A 22476-nucleotide genomic window follows, 5' to 3' on the forward strand; every position below is an offset into this window, starting at 1 on the left:
GCTTTCGATTGACGGCCCTTGCGGCGCACCTATGCTGGGCGGCGGGGGCGAGAGGAGCGCAATGACAAGTGCAGCGGATGCGGCCGGGGCCACCCCGCCGTTACGGCGCGTGCGGCCCGCGACAATGTTCGCCTATGGCTTTGGCGCCGCCGCCTATGGCGTGAAGGACTTCTGCTTTTCGACCTTCCTGCTGCTGTTCTACAACCAGGTGCTCGGGCTGCCTTCGGCCGAGGTCGGCTTTGCGATCATGTGTGCGTTGTTGTTCGATGCGTTCATCGATCCGGCGATCGGCTTCCTCTCGGATCGGACGCGCACCCGCTGGGGCCGGCGGCATCCCTGGATGTATGCCGCGGCAGTGCCGATCGCGCTGGGCTGGCTGCTGTTGTGGAACCCGCCGGCCTGGTCGCACGGCGCGATGCTGGTCTGGGTGTTCGCCACTGCGGTGCTCGTGCGCACCGCGGTATCGGCATACGAGGTGCCGTCGCAGGCGCTGAGCGCCGAGCTCTCGGCCGATTATGACGAGCGCACGCGGATCATGGCGTATCGCTATCTGTTCGGCTGGACCGGCGGGATGGCGATGCTGATGGCGTCGTACGGCCGGTTCCTGGCCGACGGGCTGCTCGATCGGCAGGGCTATGTCGGCTTCGCGATCGCCGGCGCGGCGGCGATGTTCACTGCGATCCTGGTCTCATCGCTCGGCACCCATCGCGAGATCGAGCGGCTGCCGCGCCCCGAGATCGTGCGCGGCACGCTAAGCGAGAATTTCCGCGAGCTCGGCGAGACGGTGCGCAACCGCGCCTTCGTCACGCTGATGGGAGCAGGTCTGTGCTTCTATTCGGCGCAGGGCATCAACTATGCACTGTCCAACTATCTCTATGCCCATGTCTGGCACTTTGCGGGCGCCGACTTCCAGTGGCTGGCGCTGTCGCTGCTGCTCGGCGTCGTGGTGGCCTTCGTCGCCGCGCCGCGGATCGCGCACCGCATCGGCAAGCCTGCCGCGGCGATGGCGTTCATGGCGAGCGCGGCGGTGCTGGTCGGGCTGCCCTATGCGCTGCGGCTGATCGGGTTGTTTCCGCTGCCGGGCACGCCCTGGATGCTGCCGCTGCTGCTCGGCATCTACGGGCTCAACGCGGCGTGCGGCGTTGCCTCGACGATCCTCGGCGCCTCGATGATGGCCGATGTCGTCGAGCATTCGGAGATCCAGACCGGGCGGCGCTCCGAAGGGGTGTTCTTCGCCGGCGCATTCTTCATCCAGAAATGCACCAGCGGGCTGGGCATCTTCGCGGCCGGCGCGATCCTCGCGATCGTCGGCTTTCCCGAGGCGGCGAAGCCGGGAACGGTGCCGGCCGCAACGCTGGACCGGCTGACGATCCTGTTCGCGCTGCTCTATCTGGTGCTCGGCCTGGGCGCGGCGGCGCTCTATTGGCGCTTCCCATTCGGCAAGGACGAGCATCTGGCGCGGGTGGAGCGGTTGCGCGCGGCGGTGTGATTTGCCCCCTCGTGGGAGATTGAAACTAGACTGCCATCAGGCCGGGGATTTCCGGGAGTAGTTCGCGGGCGAGGAAGCCCATCGGGCCGATGCGATTGGCGCAAGCGCGGCCGGCTTCGCCGTGGAGCCAGACGCCCCAGGCCGAGGCGGTCAGCGGCGCGGCGCCGCGCGAGAGCAGGCCGGCGATGATTCCGGCAAGGATGTCGCCCGATCCGCCGGTGGCAAGGCCGTGACCGCCGCCGGGATAATGGAGCATCGATCCGTCGGGGGCGGCGATCCAGGTCTCGGCGCCCTTGAGCAGCACGACTGCACCGAAGCGATCGGCAGCGCTGCGGGCCAGCGCTTCTGGATTGCGCTTTGCCTCCTGTTCGTCGCAGTCCATCAGCCGCGCCATTTCGCCGGCGTGCGGGGTGAGGATGATGCGGCCCTGGCGGCGGACCGCATCGGGCATTGCGGCGACCGCGGGGATCGCGGCGGCATCGAGGACGATCGACTGATGCGCGCCTGCCGCGGCGAGCACCGGGCGGAGGATCGCCTCGGCACCCGCCTCAGCGCCCATGCCGGGGCCTAGGACAAGCGCGTCGCAGCGCTCGAGATAGCCGCACAGCGTCTCTCCCGCGGCGTCGGCGAGTTCGCCCGCGGCGTTGGCGGGGAGCGCGTAGACCGCCGCCTCGGGCATCGCGATGCCGAGCGGGAGTGTGGCGAGGGTCACCGTGGCCAGTTGGACCTTGCCGGCGCCGGCGCGCAATGCCGCCTCCCCGGTGAGGCGCAATGCGCCGGGGACGGTCAGCGAGCCGCCGGCGGCGAGGACGCGGCCGCGGCTGTTCTTGTCGGTATCGGCGTCGGGCTCGGGCAGCGGGTTCGCCGCGCGCCAGGCGGCGTCGATCCCGGTCATCCGCGCGCCGCCACCATCGCGTCGGGCGCGCTGGTCACTGCTGCCTGGGGGTCTTCCTCCATCGGCGCGGTGACGTTGTAGCGGACCAGCACGAGCCCGCCATCCTTGCCGACGCTGTCGTCATGGACATATTCGGTGACCGAGCAATTGGCGACGTCGCCTTCCTTGTCGATGGCGAGGATCTCGGCCTCGCTGAGGTTCTCGATCACATAGCGCATGCACAGCACGACGACCTGATGCGCGACGATCATCACGTCGCGGCCGGCATGGTGGAGCGAGACCGTGTCGAGCACCGAGCGCAGGCGGAAGATCACGTCGCACCAACTCTCGCCGCCGGGCGGCCGATGATAGAATTTGCCGAGCAGGCGGCGGAACTCGGCCTGTTCTGGAAGGACGGCGCGGATGCCCGCGGTGGTGAGCCCATCGAGGATGCCGAACTCCTTCTCGCGCAGCCGCTCGTCGCCGCAGATCGCCTCGTCGGGATCGGCACCGCCGGCGTCGCGGAATATCCGTGCGGTCTCGCGGGCGCGCAGATAGGGCGAGACCAGGATCACGTCAGGACGGCCGTTGCCCTTGCCGTGCGCGAACCATTTGCCCAGCGCCTCGGCCTGCTGCTCGCCGAGCCGCGAGAGGGGCACGTCGACGTCACGAATGTCGATCGCGATGCGATGCTCGCCACTGGCATGGGCGAGATCGCGGGCGACATTGCCGGCGCTCTGGCCGTGGCGAACGAGCCACAGGCGGGCAGGCCAGCGGCGGGTGGTCATGCGGGACGGATCGAGCAAGGCATGGGGGAAGGAATGCCGCAGGGCCGCGAGCGTTCCCGCGCCGGCTCAGCCGGTCGGGTTGAGCAGCACCCAGAGGCGCGCGATCCTGCCGTCCTCGATCTGTGCAACATCCGCACCGGTGACCGCCACCGGTCCCCCGGCGGGGCCGGCATGCCAGCGCAGTGTCGCCAGGCCGTGATGGCCGACCGCCTTGCCTTCGGGCGTGAAGGCGAAGGCGGGGCCGAACTGCTCGAGCAGCGCGCCGGCGACCTTCGAAATGGCGGCGCGGCCTTCGATCACCTTGTCGGGCTCGTACATCACCGGCTCGGCGACATAGAGCTCGGCGATCGCGGCATCGCGCTTGCTGGCGTCGCGCTCGCCGAACACGCGGTTGAGGTTCGCATGCAGCAAGGCGTCGTAATCGGTGTCGGGCATGGCGTGTCTCCTCGGTTCAGGCGCCGGCAGCGGTGAGGCGGTCGAGCTGGTCGGCGGTGAGGGTCAGATCCCAGGCGCCGATCAATTCGTCGAGCTGCTCGATCGAGGTCGCGCTGGCGATCGGCGCAGTGACGCCGTCCTGCGCGGCGAGCCAGGCGAGCGCGATCTGGGCGAGGGTGGCGCCGGTCCGCGCGGCGACCGCGTCCATCGCGGCGAGGACGGCTGGCCCCTTGCCGTCGATATAGGCCTGCATCCGCCCGCCGCGGACGCTCTTTCCGAAATCGGCGGCAGACCGGTATTTGCCGGTCAGATAGCCCGAGGCGAGCCCGTAAAAGGGCACCACGCCGATATTGTGGGTGATGCATAGGTCCTGCAGCTCGCCTTCGAATTTGTGGCGGCTGACGAGATTATATTCGGGCTGGAGCACCCGGTAATGCGGCAGGCCGGTGCGGTCGGCGAGGTCGAGCGCCGATTTGAGCCGCAGTGCGTGGAAGTTCGAGGCGCCGAGCGCGCGGACCTTGCCGGCCTTGATCAGCGTGTCGAACGCGGCGAGCACGTCCTCCTGCGGCACGGCCTCGTCATCCTGATGCGCGAAATAGAGGTCGATCGTGTCGATGCCGAGCCGCTGGAGCGAGGCCTCGGCGGCGGCGGCGATGCGCGTCGGGGCGAGCTTGGCGCCGCCGTCGCCGTCGAGCATGCCGACCTTGGTGGCGATCAGCACCTGGTCGCGCTTGCCGGAGGTGCGCAGCCATTCGCCGATAATCGTCTCGGATTCGCCGCCCTGATGGCCGGGGACCCAGGCCGAATAGACGTCGGCGGTGTCGATCATCACCCCGCCACGCTCGGCGAAGCGATCGAGGATGCGGAAGCTCGCGGCCTTGTCGACCGTCCAGCCGAAGACGTTGCCGCCGAGGACGAGCGGGGGCGTGGCGAGGCCGCTGGCGCCGAGGTCACGTGATGTCATTGCGGAGTCTCCGTTGCGCCATTGTCGGTTGCGTTGATGTCGGCCGCCGCAGCGGCCTCGTCGAGCTGGCGTGCCTCGCCGCGGCTAAGCCCGCCGGGGCCCGGATCGGTGTCCGATCCGCCACAGCCGGCGAGCGCAAGGGCGAGGAACAGCGGCAGCAAACGCATCAGTCGGTGATCTCGTTGCCGCCTTCGGCGCTTTCGTCGAACGCGGCATTGCCGGCGCTGCCGTTTTCGGGGGCATCGGCCGGGCTGATCGCCGCCTCGGTGGCGGCGTTGGCGGCGTTCACGTCGGCGACGGCCTCGCCCATGGCATTGCTGTCGCCACCCAGCGTCTCGTTCGCCTCGGCGGCTTCGTTCTTGGCGCCGCTGCAGGCGGTCAGGCTGGCGAGCGCCAGCATCGCGGCGGGAAGGAGGGAGCGCATGCGATTTACCTTTTGGATGTTTCGCGCCATGGGCTAGCCGAGGCGCGACGGATGGCGCAACCGCGCGCACCTAGATTGACCTGATATAAAGATATCTTTATATCTCTATCCGACATGAACTCCGCTCTCGCCATCTTCCGTGCGCTCGCCAATTCGACGCGGCTGCGCGTGCTCGCGCTGCTCCGCTCGATGGAGCTCAGCGTCGGCGAGCTCGCGCAGGTGCTCGGGCAGAGCCAGCCGCGGGTGAGCCGGCACGTCAAGATCCTGTGCGACGCCGGGCTGGCCGAGCGGCGCAAGGAAGGCAGCTGGGTGTTCGTCGCGCTGGGCGGAGCGGACACCGTCGGGCCGGTCCTCGCCGCGCTCGATGCCTGGGAGGCGGGCGACCATTGGGGCGTCGCCGACGAGGCGCGGCTCGCCGCGGTGCGCGCCGACCGGGCGAGCGCCGCGGCCGAATGGTTCGAAGCGCATGCCGGCGAATGGGACGCGATCCGATCGCTCCACATCGCCGAAGAGCAGGTCGAGGCGGCGATGGCCAAGGCGCTGGGCGATGCCAAGCTCGGCTGCCTGGTCGATATCGGCACCGGCACCGGGCGGATGCTCGAACTGTTCGCGCCGCTGGCCGGGCAGGCGCTGGGGATCGACCGGTCGTCCGAGATGCTGCGGCTGGCGCGCGCCAAATTGTCCGAGCGCGGACTGGCCAATGCCGAACTGCGCCAGGCCGATCTTTATGCGCTGCCGCTTCAGGATGGCGGCGCCGACGCCGCTATATTGCACCATGTGCTCCATTTCGCGCAGCAACCGGGCGCGGCGATCGGCGAGGCGGCGCGGGTGCTCGACGATGGCGGCAAGCTGCTGATCGTCGATTTCGCCCCGCACGACCGCGAGGATCTGCGCTCCCGTGACGCGCATACGCGGCTGGGCTTTTCGGACGAGCAGATCCTCGGCTGGTTCGACAGCGCCGGGCTCTCCCCGGTGCAGATCGAGACGCTCGAAGGCGGCGAACTCACCGTGAAACTATGGCTGGGTCGCAAGACCGGCATCGAGACCAAGGAAGTGAAGGCGGCATGAGCAACGTGGATCCCTTTGGCGCGCCGCTGTTCGCCGATGTCGCCGGCGATGTCGAAGTGAGCTTCGAATTCTTCCCGCCCAAAAGCGAGAAGATGGAAGAGACGCTGTGGGACTCGATCGAGACGCTGTCGCCGCTCGACCCGCGCTTCGTCAGCGTGACCTATGGCGCCGGCGGCACGACGCGCGAGCGCACCCACAACACCGTGGCGCGGATTGCGCGCGAGACCCGCATCCCGGCGGCGGCGCACCTCACCTGCGTCGAGGCGACCAAGGACGAGATCGACCAGGTCGCGCGCGACTATTGGGACGCCGGCGTGCGCCACATCGTCGCGCTGCGCGGCGATCCGCCGCGCGCGGGCGACAAATATGCGACGCATCCCGGCGGATACGAAAATGCCGCCGATCTGGTGGCGGGGCTTCGGAAGCTCCACCCGTTTGAGATTTCGGTCGCGGCCTATCCCGAATGCCATCCGGATTCGCCCAATGCGACCGCGGACATCGACAATCTCAAGGCCAAGATCGATGCCGGCGCAAACCGCGCGATCACGCAGTTCTTCTTCGAGCCCGAGACGTTTTTCCGCTTCCGCGATGATGTCGCCAAGGCCGGGATCGACGCCGAGATCGTGCCGGGGATCATGCCGGTGATGAGCTTCGCCAGCGTCCAGCGGATGTCGGCGATGTGCGGCACGGCGGTGCCGGCCTGGATGGGGCGGCTGTTCGAGGGGCTCGACGAGCGTCCCGCCGCGCGCCAGCTGGTCGCCGCGACGTTGGCGGCGGAGCTGGCCCGAAAGCTGTATGCCGGCGGCGTGCGGCAGTTCCACTTCTACACGCTCAACCGCGCCGAGCTGAGCTACGCGATCTGCCATTTGCTGGGCGTGCGGCCGAAGGTCGGCGCGGCGTTGGCGGCGGCGTGATTCTATTAGGAATGAGCATGACACCACGCGAGAAACTGCTGGCCGAAGCTGCCAAGCGCATCCTGATCACCGACGGCGCGTTCGGCACCGAGATCCAGAACTGGAAGCTGGGCGAGGAAGCCTATGCCGGCGATCTCGGGCTGAGCCACGACCAGAAGGGCAATAACGACATCCTCGCGCTGACCAAGCCCGAGGTGCCGGCGAGCATTCACCGCGCCTATTTCGAGGCGGGGGCGGACATCGCCGAGACCAACACCTTCTCGGCCAACCGGATCAGCCAGGCCGATTACGGCGCCGAACATCTGGTGCGCGAGATCAATGTCGAGAGCGCGAAGCTCGCGCGCAGCATCGCCGACGAGTTCGAGGCCAAGGATGGCCGCCCGCGCTTCGTGGCGGGCGCGCTGGGGCCGACCAACAAGACGCTGTCGCTGAGCCCCGACGTCAACGATCCGGGCTATCGCGAGATCGACTTCGATTACCTGAAAGAAGTGTATCGCGAGCAGATCGACGCGCTGGTCGAGGGCGGGGTGGACTTCATCCTGATCGAGACGGTGTTCGACACGCTGAACTGCAAGGCCGGGATCATGGCGGCGATCGAAGCGGGCAACGATCTGGGCCGCGACTTGCCGATCATGCTGTCGATGACGCTGACCGATCTTTCGGGGCGCAACCTTTCGGGGCACACGGTCGAGGCGTTCTGGCACGCGGTGCGCCATGCCAAGCCGGTGACGATCGGGCTCAACTGCTCGTTCGGCGCCGAGCAGCTGCGGCCGCATGTGAAGACGCTGAGCGCGCTGTGCGACACGCTGATCATGGTCTATCCGAACGCGGGCCTGCCCAACGAATTGGGCGCCTATGACGAAGCGCCGGCGACGACTGCCGGGCTGGTCAAGGAATGGGCCGATGCCGGGCAGGTCAACGTGCTCGGCGGCTGCTGCGGATCGACGCCGGCGCATATCAAGGCGATCGCCGACGCGGTTGCCGACTTGCCCGCGCGGCCGATCCCGGTGCCCGAAGTGCGCACGCGGCTTGCCGGGCTCGAGCCGTTCACGATGGCGGCCTGATCAATGGCGAATACAAGCCACTGGACCGTGCGCGAAGCGGGGGCGATCGATGCGCCAGCGCTGGCGCTGGTCGGTGGAGCGACGTTCCTCGAAACCTTTGCCGGGGTGCTGGCGGGAGGCTCGATCGTCGAGCATTGTGTCGTCGCGAATAGCGCCGAGAGGTACCAGCAGTATATCGCCGAGGGCGGGCGTGCCTGGCTGGCAGAATTGGCGCCGGGATCGGCGCCGGTGGGCTTTGCGTTGCTCACCAAAGCGCAGCTCCCCGGGGCAGGCGAGGGCGATATCGAGCTCAAGCGCATCTACACGCTCTCGCGCTTCCATGGCAGCGGGATCGGGGCGGCGCTGATGCAGGCGGCGATTGCCGGTGCGCAAGGGGGGCGGCGGTTGCTGCTCGGCGTCTACGCGGGCAATCAGCGCGCGATCGCATTTTACCGCAAGAACGGCTTCGAGCAGATCGCCGAGCGCAAGTTCGACGTCGGCGGCACGCTGTATGACGACGTTGTCCTTGCTCGGCCGCTCGCCGCCTGAACTCCAGCATAGAATAGACAAATGACCACCAATCTCTCCACCAACTTCGTCAATATCGGCGAGCGCACCAACGTCACCGGCTCGGCCCGCTTCAAGAAGCTGGTGATGGCCGGAGACTATGCCGCCGCCGTCGAAGTCGCGCTGCAGCAGGTCGAGGCCGGCGCGCAGGTGCTCGACGTCAACATGGACGAGGGGTTGCTCGACGCGCACGAGGCGATGACGACCTTCCTCAAGCTCATCCAGGCCGAGCCCGACATCGCGCGGATCCCGGTGATGGTCGACAGCTCGAAATGGGACGTGATCGAGGCCGGGCTGAAATGCGTCAGCGGCAAGCCGATCGTCAATTCGATCAGCATGAAGGAAGGCGTCGACCAGTTTCTGGAGCATGCGCGGAAATGCATGGCCTATGGCGCCGCGGTGGTGGTCATGGCGTTCGACGAGGTCGGCCAGGCCGACACCCAGGCGCGCAAGGTCGAGATCTGCTCGCGCGCCTATGACCTGCTCGTCGGGATCGGCTTTCCGCCCGAGGATATCATCTTCGATCCCAATGTGTTCGCGGTGGCGACCGGGATCGAGGAGCATAACAATTACGGCGTCGACTTCATCGAGGCGTGCCGCGAGATCAAGGCGCGCTGCCCGCATTGCCATATCTCGGGCGGGCTTTCGAACCTGAGCTTCTCGTTCCGCGGCAACGAAGTCGTTCGCAAGGCGATGCACTCGGTGTTCCTATATTATGCGATCCCTGCCGGCATGGACATGGCGATCGTCAATGCCGGCCAGCTCGACGTCTATGATCAGATCGACCCCGAGCTGCGCACCGCGGTCGAGGATGTCATCCTCAACAAGGATCCCGAGGCCGGCGACCGGCTCGTCGCGCTTGCCGAGAAATATCGCGGCACCGATGCGGTGGCCGAGAAGCAGGCGGCCGAATGGCGCGGCTGGGAAGTCTCGAAGCGATTGGAGCATGCGCTGGTCAAGGGCATCGACGCGTTCGTCGTCGAGGATACAGAGGAATGCCGCCTGGCGTTCGCGCGGCCGATCGAAGTGATCGAGGGCCCGCTGATGGACGGCATGAACGTGGTCGGCGACCTGTTTGGATCGGGCAAGATGTTCCTGCCGCAGGTGGTCAAGTCGGCGCGCGTGATGAAGAAGGCGGTGGCGCATCTGCTGCCCTTCATCGAGGCCGCCAAGGAGCCCGGCGCCAAGGGCAAGGGCAAGATCATCATGGCGACGGTCAAGGGCGACGTCCACGATATCGGCAAGAACATCGTCGGCGTGGTGCTCCAATGCAACGGCTTCGAAGTCGTCGATCTGGGGGTCATGGTGCCCTGGTCGAAGATCATCGAGGCGGCCAACGAGAATGATGCCGACATGATCGGCCTGTCGGGGCTGATCACGCCGAGCCTCGACGAGATGGTGACCGTCGCCGAGGAGATGCAGCGCTCGAACATGACGATGCCGCTGCTGATCGGCGGCGCGACGACCAGTCGCGTGCATACCGCGCTGCGCATCGAGCCAGCCTATAAGGGCCCGGTGGTGCATGTGCTCGACGCATCGCGCGCCGTGGGCGTGGCGACGACGCTCGTGTCGAGCACCATTCGCGACGACTATGTCGCCAAGATCGCCGCCGAGTACGAGCAGGTCCGTGTCGCGCGCGCGAACAAGGGGCAGAGCGAGTTGGTGCCGATCGGCGCCGCGCGGGACAATGGCTTCGATGCAGACATGAGCCTCAAGCCCGGCAAGCCGCGGATGCCGGGGGTGCACGAGTTTCTCGACTGGGACCTTGAGGATCTCCGGAAATATATCGACTGGACGCCGTTCTTCCGCGCCTGGGAACTTGCGGGCAATTACCCCGCAATCCTCGAGGACAAGGTGGTCGGCGAGAGCGCGACCTCGCTGTTCGCCGACGCGCAGGCGATGCTCGACAAGATCATCGCCGAGAAGTGGCTGACCGCACGCGGCGTCGCCGGGCTATGGCCGTGCCGGCGGCAGGGCGACGACATCATCGTTCATGTCGAGGACGAGGTGCATGTCACGCTGCCGATGCTCCGCCAGCAAATCGCGAAACGGGAAGGCCGGGCGAACATGTGCCTGGCGGACTTCATCGATCATGACGGCGACTGGATCGGCGGGTTTGCCGTCGGCATCCACGGGATCGAGCCGCATCTGGCGCGCTTCAAGAACGCGATCGACGATTACAGCGACATCCTGCTCAAGGCGCTGGCCGACCGGCTTGCCGAGGCGTTCGCCGAGCGGCTCCACCAGTTCGTGCGCACCTCGCTTTGGGGCTATGCCGAGGGCGAGCAGCTGACCAACGAGGCGCTGATCAAGGAGCAATATCGCGGTATCCGCCCGGCGCCGGGCTATCCGGCGTGCCCCGAGCACAGCCTCAAGCCGATCCTGTTCAAGATGCTCGACGCGCACAAGCGCACCGGCATCAGCCTGACCGAGAGCTTCGCGATGCTGCCGACCGCGGCGGTCAGTGGCTTTTATTTCGGGCACCCGCAGGCCGAATATTTCGGCGTCGCGCGGATCGGGCAGGACCAGCTCGAGGAATATGCCACGCGCCGGGGCGTGCCGCTGGAGCTGGCGACACGCTATCTGCGGCCGAATCTGGACTAATGCGCGGTCCCGGCCGGCTCGGCATAGACCGTGTCGGTCGGACCATAGCCGGTGATGTAGACGTGCGCGCCCTCGGGGCCGGTGCGCGCGAAATGGGGCACGCCGGCGGGCTCGGTGTAGAAGCTGCCGGGGGGCAGCGGCTTGCGCAGCGCGTCGTCGGCGTGCGGCCCGTAGCCGAAGTGCCACATGCCCGAGACAACCGTCGCGGTACGCTCATCCTTGTGGCTGTGCGCAGCGATGCGGGTGTTGGGCGGCACCTTTATCTCGATGGCGAACAGGCCGGGCTTGGTCGGATCGCCGCTCAGCACGCGGGTCTCGACGCCGGCCAGCCCCGAGGTGCCGGCCACCGCGCGATCTGGGGCAGCGCGGCGACTTCGGCCGGAGTCAGGCGGACTTCGCGATCAGCGGGCGCCGCGGCGAGCAGGCCGGCGAGCGCGAGCGCCGCGCGCATCATCTCGCCGCCAGGAAATCGGTGACGAGCTTGGTCGTCGCTGCCGGATTTTCCTCCATGATCCAATGGCCCGATCCCGGCACAATGCCGCCGGTTACATTGGTGGCGGCGAAGCGCATGATCGCCGCCATCTGATCGCCGAAGCTCTTCTCGCCGCCCAGCGCGAGGACCGGCATCGCAAGCTTGCCGCGCGCGGCGAGGAAGCCGCGATTGTCGATGGCGTCCTGATCGAACGCGGCGAACTGCGCGAAGCCGGCATGCATGTTGCCGGGACGGGCATAGAGCGCCGCATAATGGGCGCGCGAGGCTTCGTCGAAATGCTTCGGATCGGCGGAGAATTCGTTCCAGAACCGATCGAGATAGATGCGCTCGCGGCCGGCGACGAGGCGCTCCATATCGGGGCCGCCAAAGCGGAAATGCCAGAGCAGCGGGTTCTTGAGCACTTCCTCCCACGGACCGATGCCGGGAACGGGGGCGTCGATCAGCACCAATTTGGTCACCCGCTGCGGGTTTTGCACCGTAAAGGCATAGGCGACCATGTTGCCGATATCGTGCGCAACGACATCGGCCTTGGCGATCTTGAGCGTGTCGAGCAGCGCGACCATGTCGGCCGCCTGGGTCTTCTTGTCATAGCCGCCGGGCGCGACGGCAGAGAGGCCCATGCCGCGCAGATCCGGGACGACGACGGTGTGGTCGCGCATCAGCGCGGCGGCGAGCGGCGCCCACATGTCGCCGGTCTCGCCATAGCCGTGGAGCAGCAACACCGCGGGGCCACTGCCGCCGGTACGGACGTGGAGCGTGGTGCCGTTGGCGGCGATATCGGACTGGTGGAAAGACGCCGGATAGGCAGGGACCTGGGCGTGCGCGGGCACGGCGAGCAGGAGGGAGGCAAGGAACGAGGCGAGCAGGCGCATCTTATATATCCCCCTTTTTGACGACACCGAGTGTACGCGATCGTTTCGATTTTGACAGCGCGAAGATGCTGCGCCGCGGCGACTTAGGCACTGGACGGATCGCGGAGCGCAGCCCACTCTGCGCGACGCTGTCACGCCCGGAGACTCATACCCTTATGGCGGATAGCCAAAAGCCGCGGCCCTCGCTGATGAAGCAGATGGGGCCTGGCCTGATCACCGGCGCGGCGGACGACGATCCCAGCGGCATCGCGACCTACTCGCAGAGCGGTGCGCAGTTCGGCTATGGCCTGCTGTGGACGATGGCGCTGACCTACCCGCTGATGTCGGCGGTGCAGCTGATCAGCGCGCATATCGGGCGAGTGACCGGCAAGGGGCTCGCCGCGAACATGCGCCGTCTGTTGCCGGGCTGGGCGATGGCGGCGCTGGTCACTTTGCTGTTCGTCGCGAACACGATCAACATCGGCGCGGACATCGCCGCAATGGGCGACGCGGCGCAGATGGTGGTGGGCGCGGGCGAGCATTGGTTCACCATCGGCTTTGCGTTGCTCAGCCTCGTCCTCCAGGTCTTCGTACCCTATCACCGCTATGCGCGGGTGCTGAAGTGGCTGACGATGTCGCTGCTCGCGTATGCCGCGGTGCTGCTGGTGGTGCATGTCGATTGGGCGGCGGCCGGCATCGGGCTGGTGATCCCGACGATCGCTGGGGCATCGGCAGTGGCGACGATCGTCGCGGTGTTCGGCACGACGATCAGCCCCTATCTGTTCTTCTGGCAGTCGGCGCAGGAAGTGGAGGAGATTGAGGACGATCCCGAGGCGCTGCCGCTCAACGACGCGCCCGAACAGGCGCCGCGCGAGATGGCGCGGATGCGGGTCGATACGCTTGCGGGGATGGCGTTCTCCAATCTTATCGCACTGGCGATCATGGTCGCGACCGCGACGACGCTCCACGCCAAAGGCGTGACCGAGATCGCGACTGCCGCCGATGCCGCGAACGCCCTGCGTCCGGTGGCAGGCGATTTCGCCTTTGCGCTGTTTGCGCTCGGGATCATCGGCACCGGAATGCTCGCAGTGCCGGTGCTCGCCGGATCGGTGGCGTTTGCGGTGGGCGACTGGCTGGGCTGGAAGTGCGGGCTCGAGCATCGGCTTCAGGAAGCCAAGGGCTTCTATTCGGTCATCGCCGTCGCGACACTGCTCGGTATCGGGCTCGACTGGGCGCCGATCGAGCCGATCCAGGCGCTGTTCTGGAGCGCCGTGATCAACGGCGTCGCCGCGGTGCCGATCATGGCGGTGATGATGATCGTCGCGTCGAGCGAGCGAACCATGGGCGATTTCCGGGTGACGGGCCTGTTGCGCGCGCTCGGCTGGCTCGGCACGGCGGTGATGGCGCTGGCAGCGGTGGCGATGGCGGCGTGGCCATGACGCAGTGCAACACCGGACTTGGGAGAATCCGCCGCAGGTGCTAGGCGCGCGGCCATGCTCAACCTGACCGACATCACGGTGCGCCTCGGCGGACGCACGATCATCGACGCCGCCACGGCCAAGCTGCCACCCAAGGGCCGTATCGGGCTGATCGGCCGCAACGGCGCGGGCAAGTCGACTCTGGTCAAGGTGATCGCCAGCCAGCTCGAACCCGATACCGGCAGCGTCGAGATGCCGCGCGGCGCCAAGCTCGGCTATATCGCGCAGGAAGCGCCGCATGGCGATGCCACGCCGTTTGAGACGGTGCTCGAAGCCGATGTCGAGCGCGCCGCACTGCTGGCCGAGAGCGAGACCAGCCAGGATCCCGACCGGCTGGGCGAAGTCTATGAGCGGCTGATGGCGATTGACGCCTATACCGCGCCGAGCCGTGCTGCACAGATCCTGGTCGGCCTCGGCTTCGACGAAGAGATGCAGCACCAGCCGCTCGACAGCTTCTCGGGCGGGTGGAAGATGCGCGTAGCGCTGGCCTCGCTGCTGTTCTCGCAGCCAGACATGCTGCTGCTCGACGAGCCTTCGAACCATCTCGATCTCGAAGCGGTGCTGTGGCTCGAGGATTTCCTGAAATCCTATCCGGCGACGATCCTGCTGGTCAGCCACGAGCGCGACTTCCTCAACAATGTCGTCGACCACATCCTGCACCTCGATCGCGGCAAGCTGACGCTCTATCCGGGCGGCTATGACGCGTTCGAGCGTCAGCGCGCCGAGCGCCAGGCCCAGCTCGCCTCGGCGCGGGCCAAGCAGCAGGCGCAGCGCGAGCATCTCCAGGCCTATATCGCCAAGAACAGCGCGCGCGCCTCGACCGCGAAACAGGCGCAGTCGCGCCAGAAGGCGCTCGCCAAGATGCAGCCGATCGCCGAGCTGCTCGACGATCCGACGCTGAGCTTCGACTTCCCCAATCCCGACGAGCTGCGCCCGCCGCTGATCACGCTGGACCTGGCGACGGTGGGCTATGGCGAGACGCCGATCCTCAAGCGGCTGAACCTGCGCATCGACCCTGACGATCGCGTCGCGCTGCTCGGCCGCAACGGCAACGGCAAGACCACGCTCGCCCGGCTGCTCGCGGCGCAGCTGACGCCGATGGAAGGCGAAATGAACGCCAGCGGCAAGATGCGGGTGGGCTATTTCACCCAGTATCAGGTCGAGGAACTCGATCGCGACGAGACGCCGCTCCAGCACATGACCAACCTGATGAAGGGCGCGACGCAGGGTGCGGTGCGCGGCCAGCTCGGCCGGTTTGGCTTCTCCGGGCAAAAGGCGACCACCGAGGTCGGCAAGCTCTCGGGCGGCGAGCGCGCGCGGCTCGCGCTGGCGCTGATCACGCGTGATGCGCCGCACATGCTGATTCTCGACGAGCCGACCAACCATCTCGACGTCGATGCGCGCGAGGCGCTGATCCAGGCGCTCAACGAATATACCGGCACCGTCGTGCTGGTCAGCCACGATCGCCACATGCTCGAAATGACCGCCGACCGGCTGGTGCTCGTCGACAGCGGCACGGCCAAGGAATTCGACGGCTCGCTGGACGATTACATCGCCTTCGTGCTTTCCAAGGAAGGCGCGGGGCCCAAGCTTTCCAAGGCCGACAAGAAGGAGGCCCGCCGCCTCGCCGCCGAAGCGCGCGAGAAGGGCACCGAGCTGCGCAAGGCGGCCAAGGACGCCGAGGCCGCGCTGGCCAAGCTGACGGCGCAACGCGTCGCCGTCGACCAGGCGATGTTCGATCCGTCGACTGCCGAGGCGGCGCTCGCCAAGCTGACGATGACCGAGTTGATGAAACGCCGGGCCGAGCTCAACGACAAGATCGACGCGGCCGAAGCGGCGTGGCTCGAAGCGAGCGAGGCGCTGGAGGGAATCGAGGCCTGAGCGGTCAGGCCGGCGAGGGCGGGCAGCGGCGCGGGGCGAGCAGCGCGACCAGCGCCAGGCCGATCAGCACGCCGATGATCGCCCCGAACAGTGCATTGGGCAGGTGCAGCTTTCCAGCTGCGATGATCGTGGCGGGAACGAGCGCGGCGGGGAAAACGGCGAGCAGTCGGCGGTTCATGGTGACTCCTTGACGTGCCGCGTTTCCCCCGCTTCGCCGCAGCCGTCAATCGCCCGCATCGAGATAGTCGGCATCGCTGACCTGCTCCAGCCAATCGACCGCCTTGCCATCCTGCGCTTCGGCAATGGCGATATGGGTCATCGCGCTGGTGTCGGTCGCGCCGTGCCAGTGGCGCTCGCCGGGGTCGAACCAGATGATGTCGCCGGGGCGAATCTCTTCCCTGGGGCCGCCTTCGCGCTGTGCCCAGCCCAACCCCGCGGTGACGATCAGTGTCTGGCCGAGCGGATGGGTGTGCCAGGCGGTGCGCGCGCCGGCCTCGAACGTCACGATCGCGCCGCCCAGCCGGGCCGGCGTCTCGCGCTGGAAGGGCATGTCGAGCCGCACGGTGCCGGTAAAATACTCGGCCGAGCCGGATGCCGAGGGCTTCGAACCACTGCGTTGAATGTGCATATGCCGCCTCCGTCTTCTGGTCTGGACGTGGTAACCAGCGAGCAGGAGGATCGCTCCTCTCTTGCCGTGGGGCAAGAGCGCGCTACACCCGCGCCAAAGGGGAGACCGAATGGCGACCGCAGCAGCAGAGCCCAGTGCGAAGGAAATGCGCCTGGTGATCGGCGCCTCGTCGCTGGGCACGATCTTCGAATGGTATGACTTCTTCATCTTCGGGACACTGACGACCTCGGGGATCATCGGCTCGACTTTCTTCCCGGCGGGCAACGCCTTGCTCGAGACGTTGCTCGCCTGGGCGACCTTCGCGGTCGGGTTCGGCTTTCGGCCGCTCGGTGCGGTGCTGTTCGGCTATCTCGGCGATCGGCTGGGGCGCAAATACACCTTCCTCGTCACGATCACGCTGATGGGGCTCGCCACCGCGGGGCTGGGGCTGGTGCCCGGCTATGCGGTGATCGGGGCGGCAGCACCGATCACGATCATCGTATTGCGCATCCTCCAGGGGCTGGCGTTGGGCGGCGAATATGGCGGGGCGGCGATCTATGTCGCCGAACATTCGCGCGCTGGCCGGGCCGGCTTCCACACCAGCTTCATCCAGGCGAGCGTGGTCGGCGGCTTCGTGCTCAGCCTCGCTGTGGTGCTCACGGCCAAGCTGCTGCTCGGCGACGTATGGATGGCGTGGGGCTGGCGTGCGCCGTTCCTGTTCTCGATCGTGCTGCTCGCCGTGTCGTTGTGGATGCGGCTCAAGCTTTCCGAGAGCCCGGTGTTCCAGGCGATCAAGGAAGCCGGCGAGACTGCGCGCAATCCGTTCGTCGAGAGCTTCACCTATCCGGGCAACTGGAAGCGGCTGCTCGTCGCGCTGTTCGGCATCGCGGCGGGGCTGACGGTGATCTGGTACACTGCGATGTTCTCGGTACTGTCGTTTCTTTCGGGGCCGATGCGGCTCGACCCCACTGCCGCGCAATTGATCACCGGCGGCGGGGCGCTGCTGGGAACAGTGTTCTTCGTGCTGTTCGGGCGGCTGTCGGACCGAGTCGGGCGCAAGAAGCCGATCGTGATCGGCTATGCGCTCACCCTGGTGCTGCTGTTTCCGTTGTTCTGGGTGATCGGCAGCGCCGCCAATCCCGGGCTGGCCGAGGCGGCGCGGCGGGCGCCGGTGATCGTCTCTGGGCTGCACTGCCGCTACGATCCCTTCACGACCAGGCAGCGCGATGAATGCGGCCAGGTGCTCGATCACTTCTCGCGAAAAGGCGTGGCTTACAAGACGGTACGGGCGCCTGTGGTGAGCGTGTCGATCGGTGGCGTTCCAGTGGAGGATACCCGTCCCGAGGCGCTCGACACTGCGCTGCAGGCGGCAGGCTATCCGATCGGCCACGTCGTGCCCTCGCCGGGCAACATCGCGATGATCGTGCTCGCGATGCTGTGCCTGATGGCGCTTTCCGGCGCGACCTATGGCCCGGTGGCGGCGCTGCTCTCAGAGATGTTTCCACCGAGTATCCGCTACAGCTCGATGTCGATCCCCTATCATGTCGGCACCGGCTATTTCGGCGGCTTCCTGCCGCTGATCAGCCAATATGTCGTCGCGCGCACCGGCAATCCCTATGCCGGACTGTGGTATACCTTCGCGGTGGTGGCGATGGCGCTGCTGGTCACGCTGTTCGGATTGAAGGAGACGGTGGCGCCCGCGCGCCGGGGGAGCTAGTCGCGCAGGCATGACTTTCGCGCCGCTTCGTCTCCGCCTCGATTCCGATGCCCTTGTCTCGAACTGGCGGACGCTCGCCGGGCTGAGCGGCAGCGCGGCCTGCGGCGCTGCGGTCAAGGCGAACGGCTATGGGCTCGGCGCGCGCGGCGTGGTCGAGCGGCTGGCGCAAGCGGGATGCCGCGACTTCTTTGTCGCGACCTGGCGCGAGGCGGCCGAGCTTGGCGATCTCGGCGTGGCGGTTTCGGTGCTCCACGGCGTGCGCGATGCCGACATGGCCGATCGGCCGCCGCATGCCCGGCCGGTGCTCAACACTGCCGGACAGGTCGCGCGCTGGCGCGACGCCGGCGGCGGCCCGTGCGACGTGATGGTCGATACCGGGATGAACCGGCTGGGCATCTCCGCGCAGGACATCGCCGACGGGCTGCTCGACGGACTGGCGATCGACACCCTGATGAGCCACCTCGCCGCTGCCGACGCGGATGTCCCGCTCAATGCCCGTCAGCGCGACGCCTTCGCGGCGCTGCGCGGCCTGACCGGCGCGAAGCGGATGAGCCTCGCCAATTCGGCGGGCATCGCGCTGGGGCCGGACTATCGTTTCGATCTCACGCGGCCGGGAATCGCCCTCTATGGCGGCGTCCAGCGTGCCGAACACGCCGCGATCCGCCAGGTCGTCACCCCGCAGGCGCAGATCCTCCAGCGCCGCCGGGTGCGTGCGGGCGAGACAGTGGGGTACAATGCGACCTTCACCGCACCGCGCGATATCGAAGTCGCGGTGCTCAACCTGGGCTATGCCGACGGCTATCTGCGCTGTTTCTCCGGGCGCGGGCAGGCGCTTGCGGGAGACGCGACGCTGCCGGTGCTCGGCCGCGTCTCGATGGACCTCACTGCGATCTGCGTCGAGGCGGCGCCGGAACTGGCCGAGGGCGACTGGGTGTCGATCGCCTATGACCTGCCCGCGACCGCGGCGCTGAGCGGGCTTTCGCAATATGAGCTGCTGACCGGGCTGGGCGCGCGGTTCGATCGGGTGTGGGGCTGAGGCCTTCGAGTGTCGAACTGAAAATTGGCCGGCAGATCGGAATCTGCCGGCCAATTTTTTATCGACGTTTCAAGCCGATACCATCAGAGGTCACGCTGGAGCTCACGAAGAGCGCGCGCCCAGACGATATTGCCGATCTGTAGATCGTTGGACGGTCGACACAGTCCGGATCAGAACTTGATGTTCAGATTCGCGAACAGCGTACGACCTACATAGTCGTAGCCCGAATAGAGCGGGGCATTTCCAGCCGTGGAGAAGCCGATCGCAGTGATCTTCGGGGGTGCCGTGTTGAGCAGGTTGCGAGCGCCAATCGTGAGCTGATACTGCTTTGCCACGTTGAACTGCACGGACAACGAATGCAGGAAGTAAGAGTTTGCTTCCAGATAATAGTTGTCCTTGTAATCCTGCAGAGTGTCGGGATCGACTTGTCCGGTCAGATTGTCGTACGCAAAATATTCGTAAGTCTTGTTATGATCGCCATCAGTCCAATCGAGACCGTAGCGGATAGTCACCGGGCCAATCGCGTACTTGGCATCGAAGGTGCCCGACCAGTCCGGCGATGTCAGGATGCCGTTGGAATTGGTCAGGAATTCCTCGGGGAACAGGCGGGTCGACTGCTCAGTGAACTTAGTCACGCTGGCATTTAGCGTAAGGCGTCCGCCGAACAGATTGCGTGCGTAGCGACCGTTGAACTCGAAGCCCTTGACGATATTTTCCGACAGATTGACGAAGCTGCTCGTCACGCTGAGAGCCTGATTGGCGTCACGGGTCACGAAGCGACAGAAGCCGGCCGTCGGGTCGAAATTAGCCGCTCCATAGCAGCGGCCGAGGATGGTTGCCGCGCTGAGGTCAGACACGCCATTTTCGACCTTTATATTGAAATAGTCGAGCGAGAGCGACAGCGAGCCCACCGAATCCGGAAGGCGCGGGTTGAGGACTGCACCAACCGTCCAGTTCTTCGAAGTTTCGGCGCTCAGGCCGGCTTCCGCCCCGCCGACGCGGAAGGTCGTGATGCCGTTACGTTGCTCGAAATCGGCTGGAAGACCGATCGAGGCGCAGTTGCGCGCGAGGATCTGCTGATTGGGGGATTGATCGCCCGCCGCGGGCAGCGCGCTACATGGATCGTTATTGGAGCCGAGGAAGCCGCTGGTTGCGCCCAGATACTGTTCCGCCAGCGCCGGTGCACGATAGGATGTGCCATAGCTGCCACGGATACCGAACCCGCGGAACAACTCCCACTCGCCTGCAATCTTGTAAGTCACGTCAGATCCGTAGGACGCATAATCCGTGTAGCGCGCCGATCCGGTCACGTTGAGCCGGTAGAAGAACGGCTTGTCGGAGAGCAGCGGCAGATAGATCTCGCCATAGCCTTCCTTGACGTTGTCGGAGCCCACCGTCGGAGTGGCCGCCGTCAGGCCAAACAGATTGCCCGCGATCGAGTTGGCATCGGGCTGGTCGTTGATGGACTGCTTGCGATACTCGGCACCAAGGGCGAGCTGCACGTCACCCCCCGGCAGAGCGAAAAGCGGACCATCGACATTGAACGATACCGTGGTTTCGCGGAACTGGGTCACGCCGACGGTATTGTCGACGATATAGTCACGGAACGCGCTGGGGAGCTGTCCGCCGATTACGGCCGCGCTGAGCGCCGGCGCGGCAACGCAGGTCGGGTTAGATGCCGCGCTCGCGCAGCTGAAGGTGCCGTTGCCATTCGCCACTACGTTCAGCGAGTTGGCGAGGCGATCGCTCAGGAACAATTCGGTCGCATAGGTCGCGTCGTTCCACGACTTGCCGATATAGGCGTCGTAGCGCCATTCGTTGAAGAGGAAGTCGCCACGAACGCCGGCCGACGCACGGACATAGTCGACCTTCTGGTCTGACGATGTCAGACCATAGCCGATGAATGCGCGCGCTGCGATGTTACGGCCGCTGGAGGTGACGGTAGGGTTCGCGAATACGCCATCACGAATCTCCGCCGGAAGCAGCGGGCTGCCCTGCAGATAATCGAGCGAAAGCTGGCGATACAGCGGTGAGGACGACTTGCGTCGGGTCGCCAGCAACTCGCCATAAACTTCCGAATTGCCGAACTTGTAAGTGGCGTTCAAATAGCCGGTGTAGGTTTCCACGCCGGTGATCAGCGGTTCTTCCTGCGACTGCGGATCGAAGGTGTCGCGGTCATAGGTGCCGACACCGAGATAGCCCGGAAACGGCCCGGTGGTGACGCCCGGCGCGGGTACGAAGCGGTTGAACCGGCCGACGGTGCCGCTCGTACGGCCGATCGCGTTGCGCGTCGGCAGACCAAGCGTATTGATGGTCACGCCGCCATTGTCGAGGGTGAAGCAGGCTCGCGGATCATCCGGTGAGTACACGTCGCCCGAGCCGAAGGCGCTACCCTCTCCGTCGAGAAATCCCCCGATCGGGCATTTGAAGAACTTGCTGTCGTTAAGCGACAGTTGCTCGCGCTTGCGATATTCGACCGAGCCAATCACGCTGAGCTGATCGGCATCCACGCCAAAGGTGGCAGCGTAGCGGCGATCGACTCCGGCGCCGACTTCGGGAAGGTTTACCTGCGCATCGAGCTGGAGCCCGCGCAGCTTTTGATCGGTGATGATGTTTACGACGCCCGCGACTGCGTCCGAACCGTAGACCGACGAAGCCCCGGCCTTCAGCACTTCGACACGGTCGACGATTGCGGTGGGCAGCACGTTAAGATCGGGGGACAGCAGAGAACCGCGCGACCCGCCCGGCGCAAGGCGACGCCCGTTGAGCAGGATCAGCGTGCGATTGGGCCCGAGGCCACGAAGGCCGAGCGTGTTGGCGCCCGTGCCGCCATCGGTAACATAGCCGCCATAGGCATTGTTGATCTGCGAGGTGCCCTGGGTGATCGCATTGCTCTGAAGCGCGTCGGTCACGCTGGCGAAGCCAGCCTGGGTGATCTCCTCCTTGCCAATTACCGTGATCGGCTCGGCGGCGGAAAATTCGTCGCGGCGAATGCGCGAACCAGTGACGACGATCGCGCTATTCTCTCCGTCATTTGCAGACGTTTCGTCCTGAGCAACAGTCACGCTGGCATCGTCGGAAGTAGTGGTCACCTGCGCGAACGCCATCGACGGCGTAAGCAGCAAGGAGCCTGCGAGCGCGGTTGCGCCTAGAAGGCAAGATAATTTCATTGACGAGCCCCTAACCCAGGCGGAATGCCTGAAGGGCCAATCACGCCGCAGTGCAGCGGTGCAGACAAGTTAC

The 22476-nt window shown here is 66.4% G+C and carries 21 protein-coding genes; 10 read left to right on the plus strand and 11 right to left on the minus strand.

Going from position 1 to position 22476, the window contains the following annotated elements; all coding sequences use genetic code 11:
- The first annotated feature begins 61 nt into the window (after positions 1-61).
- Entirely contained in the window at positions 62-1489 is a 1428-nt protein-coding gene (locus tag AB2M62_RS00085) for an MFS transporter (RefSeq protein ID WP_404336730.1), read from the plus strand.
- Positions 1490-1514: 25 nt separating this feature from the next.
- On the opposite strand, the gene AB2M62_RS00090 is transcribed toward AB2M62_RS00085, so the two are convergent.
- From AB2M62_RS00090 to AB2M62_RS00115, 6 genes are all read right to left on the minus strand, one after another.
- Positions 1515-2384 (minus strand): NAD(P)H-hydrate dehydratase, encoded by an 870-nt coding sequence (locus tag AB2M62_RS00090; RefSeq protein WP_404336732.1) that lies wholly within the window; start codon positions 2382-2384, stop codon positions 1515-1517.
- Positions 2381-3151, minus strand: a complete 771-nt coding sequence (locus tag AB2M62_RS00095; RefSeq protein ID WP_404336738.1) for a histidine phosphatase family protein — start codon at positions 3149-3151, stop codon at positions 2381-2383. Before AB2M62_RS00095 ends, AB2M62_RS00090 begins: the two co-directional genes overlap by 4 nt.
- A 66-nt stretch (positions 3152-3217) precedes the next feature.
- Positions 3218-3586 carry a nuclear transport factor 2 family protein gene (locus AB2M62_RS00100; protein ID WP_404336740.1) on the minus strand — a complete coding sequence of 123 codons (369 nt, stop codon included), beginning with the start codon at positions 3584-3586 and terminating at the stop codon, positions 3218-3220.
- Positions 3587-3602: 16 nt separating this feature from the next.
- The gene (locus AB2M62_RS00105) at positions 3603-4550 is read right to left on the minus strand and encodes an aldo/keto reductase (RefSeq protein WP_404336742.1); all 948 of its coding nucleotides are present in this window, start codon (positions 4548-4550) and stop codon (positions 3603-3605) included.
- Positions 4547-4717 (minus strand): hypothetical protein, encoded by a 171-nt coding sequence (locus tag AB2M62_RS00110; protein WP_404336744.1) that lies wholly within the window; start codon positions 4715-4717, stop codon positions 4547-4549. The genes AB2M62_RS00105 and AB2M62_RS00110 overlap by 4 nt, the downstream gene beginning before the upstream one ends.
- On the minus strand, positions 4717-4974 hold the full coding sequence (locus AB2M62_RS00115; RefSeq protein ID WP_404336746.1) for a hypothetical protein: 258 nt from the start codon (positions 4972-4974) through the stop codon (positions 4717-4719). The genes AB2M62_RS00110 and AB2M62_RS00115 overlap by 1 nt, the downstream gene beginning before the upstream one ends.
- 114 nt (positions 4975-5088) lie before the next feature.
- Here AB2M62_RS00115 and AB2M62_RS00120 point away from each other — a divergent pair, with 114 nt between their 5' ends.
- Genes AB2M62_RS00120 through metH form a run of 5 tightly spaced genes read left to right on the plus strand, consistent with a single transcriptional unit; the run spans position 5089 to position 11170 of the window.
- The gene (locus tag AB2M62_RS00120; RefSeq protein ID WP_404336748.1) at positions 5089-6042 is read left to right on the plus strand and encodes an ArsR/SmtB family transcription factor; all 954 of its coding nucleotides are present in this window, start codon (positions 5089-5091) and stop codon (positions 6040-6042) included.
- Positions 6039-6956: a methylenetetrahydrofolate reductase gene (gene metF / locus AB2M62_RS00125; protein WP_404336749.1), complete on the plus strand. Its 918-nt coding sequence runs from the start codon at positions 6039-6041 to the stop codon at positions 6954-6956. Before AB2M62_RS00120 ends, metF begins: the two co-directional genes overlap by 4 nt.
- Before the next feature lie 17 nt (positions 6957-6973).
- Positions 6974-8020, plus strand: coding sequence for a homocysteine S-methyltransferase family protein (locus AB2M62_RS00130; RefSeq protein WP_404336751.1), 1047 nt, complete (start codon positions 6974-6976; stop codon positions 8018-8020).
- Between the two features lie 3 nt (positions 8021-8023).
- Positions 8024-8548 carry a GNAT family N-acetyltransferase gene (locus AB2M62_RS00135; protein WP_404336753.1) on the plus strand — a complete coding sequence of 175 codons (525 nt, stop codon included), beginning with the start codon at positions 8024-8026 and terminating at the stop codon, positions 8546-8548.
- A 21-nt stretch (positions 8549-8569) separates the two neighbouring features.
- The gene (gene metH / locus AB2M62_RS00140) at positions 8570-11170 is read left to right on the plus strand and encodes a methionine synthase (protein WP_404336755.1); all 2601 of its coding nucleotides are present in this window, start codon (positions 8570-8572) and stop codon (positions 11168-11170) included.
- Here the strand turns inward: metH and AB2M62_RS00145 are convergent.
- Both AB2M62_RS00145 and AB2M62_RS00150 read right to left on the minus strand, forming a co-directional pair.
- Positions 11167-11517 carry a cupin domain-containing protein gene (locus AB2M62_RS00145; protein ID WP_404336757.1) on the minus strand — a complete coding sequence of 117 codons (351 nt, stop codon included), beginning with the start codon at positions 11515-11517 and terminating at the stop codon, positions 11167-11169. The genes metH and AB2M62_RS00145 overlap by 4 nt on opposite strands.
- A 103-nt stretch (positions 11518-11620) precedes the next feature.
- Positions 11621-12535, minus strand: coding sequence for an alpha/beta fold hydrolase (locus tag AB2M62_RS00150; RefSeq protein WP_404336759.1), 915 nt, complete (start codon positions 12533-12535; stop codon positions 11621-11623).
- A 188-nt stretch (positions 12536-12723) separates the two neighbouring features.
- Here AB2M62_RS00150 and AB2M62_RS00155 point away from each other — a divergent pair, with 188 nt between their 5' ends.
- Both AB2M62_RS00155 and AB2M62_RS00160 read left to right on the plus strand, forming a co-directional pair.
- Positions 12724-13953, plus strand: coding sequence for an NRAMP family divalent metal transporter (locus AB2M62_RS00155; protein WP_404336761.1), 1230 nt, complete (start codon positions 12724-12726; stop codon positions 13951-13953).
- A 54-nt stretch (positions 13954-14007) separates the two neighbouring features.
- A complete protein-coding gene (locus AB2M62_RS00160; protein ID WP_404336763.1) occupies positions 14008-15873 on the plus strand; it encodes an ABC-F family ATP-binding cassette domain-containing protein in 1866 nt (621 codons plus the stop codon).
- A 4-nt stretch (positions 15874-15877) separates the two neighbouring features.
- Here AB2M62_RS00160 and AB2M62_RS00165 read toward each other — a convergent pair whose 3' ends face one another.
- Positions 15878-16051, minus strand: a complete 174-nt coding sequence (locus AB2M62_RS00165; RefSeq protein ID WP_404336765.1) for a hypothetical protein — start codon at positions 16049-16051, stop codon at positions 15878-15880.
- A 45-nt stretch (positions 16052-16096) separates the two neighbouring features.
- Complete coding sequence (locus AB2M62_RS00170; RefSeq protein WP_404336767.1) at positions 16097-16501, minus strand: cupin domain-containing protein; 405 nt, start codon at positions 16499-16501, stop codon at positions 16097-16099.
- Between the two features lie 109 nt (positions 16502-16610).
- On the opposite strand from AB2M62_RS00170, the gene AB2M62_RS00175 reads away from it, so the two are divergent.
- Together AB2M62_RS00175 and AB2M62_RS00180 are read left to right on the plus strand one after the other, a co-directional pair.
- Positions 16611-18197: an MFS transporter gene (locus AB2M62_RS00175; RefSeq protein WP_404336769.1), complete on the plus strand. Its 1587-nt coding sequence runs from the start codon at positions 16611-16613 to the stop codon at positions 18195-18197.
- A 10-nt stretch (positions 18198-18207) separates the two neighbouring features.
- Positions 18208-19233 carry an alanine racemase gene (locus AB2M62_RS00180; protein ID WP_404336770.1) on the plus strand — a complete coding sequence of 342 codons (1026 nt, stop codon included), beginning with the start codon at positions 18208-18210 and terminating at the stop codon, positions 19231-19233.
- A 170-nt stretch (positions 19234-19403) separates the two neighbouring features.
- Here the strand turns inward: AB2M62_RS00180 and AB2M62_RS00185 are convergent, their stop codons facing one another.
- The gene (locus AB2M62_RS00185) at positions 19404-22358 is read right to left on the minus strand and encodes a TonB-dependent receptor plug domain-containing protein (RefSeq protein ID WP_404336772.1); all 2955 of its coding nucleotides are present in this window, start codon (positions 22356-22358) and stop codon (positions 19404-19406) included.
- Positions 22359-22476: the final 118 nt, after the last annotated feature.

This window comes from Sphingomonas sp. MMS12-HWE2-04, from assembly GCF_044881185.1.
Taxonomy (GTDB): domain Bacteria; phylum Pseudomonadota; class Alphaproteobacteria; order Sphingomonadales; family Sphingomonadaceae; genus Sphingomonas.

Bases quoted from the DNA above. Each gene is read 5' to 3' on its own strand.
- AB2M62_RS00085 (WP_404336730.1), top strand. From the start codon at position 62: ATGACAAGTGCAGCGGATGCGGCCGGGGCCACCCCGCCGTTACGGCGC.
- AB2M62_RS00090 (WP_404336732.1), bottom strand. From the start codon at position 2,384: ATGACCGGGATCGACGCCGCCTGGCGCGCGGCGAACCCGCTGCCCGAG.
- AB2M62_RS00095 (WP_404336738.1), bottom strand. From the start codon at position 3,151: ATGACCACCCGCCGCTGGCCTGCCCGCCTGTGGCTCGTTCGCCACGGC.
- AB2M62_RS00100 (WP_404336740.1), bottom strand. From the start codon at position 3,586: ATGCCCGACACCGATTACGACGCCTTGCTGCATGCGAACCTCAACCGC.
- AB2M62_RS00105 (WP_404336742.1), bottom strand. From the start codon at position 4,550: ATGACATCACGTGACCTCGGCGCCAGCGGCCTCGCCACGCCCCCGCTC.
- AB2M62_RS00110 (WP_404336744.1), bottom strand. From the start codon at position 4,717: ATGCGTTTGCTGCCGCTGTTCCTCGCCCTTGCGCTCGCCGGCTGTGGC.
- AB2M62_RS00115 (WP_404336746.1), bottom strand. From the start codon at position 4,974: ATGCGCTCCCTCCTTCCCGCCGCGATGCTGGCGCTCGCCAGCCTGACC.
- AB2M62_RS00120 (WP_404336748.1), top strand. From the start codon at position 5,089: ATGAACTCCGCTCTCGCCATCTTCCGTGCGCTCGCCAATTCGACGCGG.
- metF (WP_404336749.1), top strand. From the start codon at position 6,039: ATGAGCAACGTGGATCCCTTTGGCGCGCCGCTGTTCGCCGATGTCGCC.
- AB2M62_RS00130 (WP_404336751.1), top strand. From the start codon at position 6,974: ATGACACCACGCGAGAAACTGCTGGCCGAAGCTGCCAAGCGCATCCTG.
- AB2M62_RS00135 (WP_404336753.1), top strand. From the start codon at position 8,024: ATGGCGAATACAAGCCACTGGACCGTGCGCGAAGCGGGGGCGATCGAT.
- metH (WP_404336755.1), top strand. From the start codon at position 8,570: ATGACCACCAATCTCTCCACCAACTTCGTCAATATCGGCGAGCGCACC.
- AB2M62_RS00150 (WP_404336759.1), bottom strand. From the start codon at position 12,535: ATGCGCCTGCTCGCCTCGTTCCTTGCCTCCCTCCTGCTCGCCGTGCCC.
- AB2M62_RS00155 (WP_404336761.1), top strand. From the start codon at position 12,724: ATGAAGCAGATGGGGCCTGGCCTGATCACCGGCGCGGCGGACGACGAT.
- AB2M62_RS00160 (WP_404336763.1), top strand. From the start codon at position 14,008: ATGCTCAACCTGACCGACATCACGGTGCGCCTCGGCGGACGCACGATC.
- AB2M62_RS00165 (WP_404336765.1), bottom strand. From the start codon at position 16,051: ATGAACCGCCGACTGCTCGCCGTTTTCCCCGCCGCGCTCGTTCCCGCC.
- AB2M62_RS00170 (WP_404336767.1), bottom strand. From the start codon at position 16,501: ATGCACATTCAACGCAGTGGTTCGAAGCCCTCGGCATCCGGCTCGGCC.
- AB2M62_RS00175 (WP_404336769.1), top strand. From the start codon at position 16,611: ATGGCGACCGCAGCAGCAGAGCCCAGTGCGAAGGAAATGCGCCTGGTG.
- AB2M62_RS00180 (WP_404336770.1), top strand. From the start codon at position 18,208: ATGACTTTCGCGCCGCTTCGTCTCCGCCTCGATTCCGATGCCCTTGTC.